The organism is Pseudomonas sp. FW305-28, from assembly GCF_017351395.1.
Taxonomy (GTDB): Bacteria; Pseudomonadota; Gammaproteobacteria; order Pseudomonadales; family Pseudomonadaceae; genus Aquipseudomonas; species Aquipseudomonas fluorescens_AA.
In genome coordinates this window covers 1-455 of the sequence record NZ_JACNDD010000309.1, presented here as the reverse complement: position 1 = coordinate 455, position 455 = coordinate 1, and the positions used below count along the sequence as shown (strand labels likewise).

The window sequence follows — 455 nt, the reverse complement described above, 5'->3', positions numbered from 1 at the left end:
GAAAAGGTCCTGCGCCATTCGCCCCCCCAGCACTTGCTCAACGGCTACGGGCCGACGGAAAACACCACCTTCACCACCACTCACGCCATCACCCTCGCGGATGCATTGGCCGGTGACATTCCCATCGGCCGGCCCGTGGGCAACACCCAGGTCTATGTGCTGGATGAACAGCACCGCCCAGTGCCGATTGGGGTGGCCGGCGAGCTCTACGTCGGTGGTGATGGCTTGGCCCTGGGGTACCTGAACCAACCCCGACTGAGCGAAGAACGCTTCGTCGCCAACCCCTTCAGCCAGGCGCCCGGGGCACGCTTGTACCGCACCGGCGACCTGGTGCGCTGGCGCACCGACGGCGTGCTGCTGTTTCTGGGCCGCAATGATTTCCAGGTGAAGATCCGTGGCTTTCGCATCGAGTTGGGGGAAATCGAAGCCCAGCTCAAGGCCCTGCCGGGGATCGA

The 455-nt window shown here is 64.6% G+C and carries 1 protein-coding gene; it reads left to right on the top strand.

What is annotated here, in order from left to right; genetic code table 11:
* Positions 1-455 (top strand): AMP-binding protein (locus tag J4E53_RS30565; protein ID WP_207268298.1); only part of this gene is annotated, 455 nt, incomplete at both ends.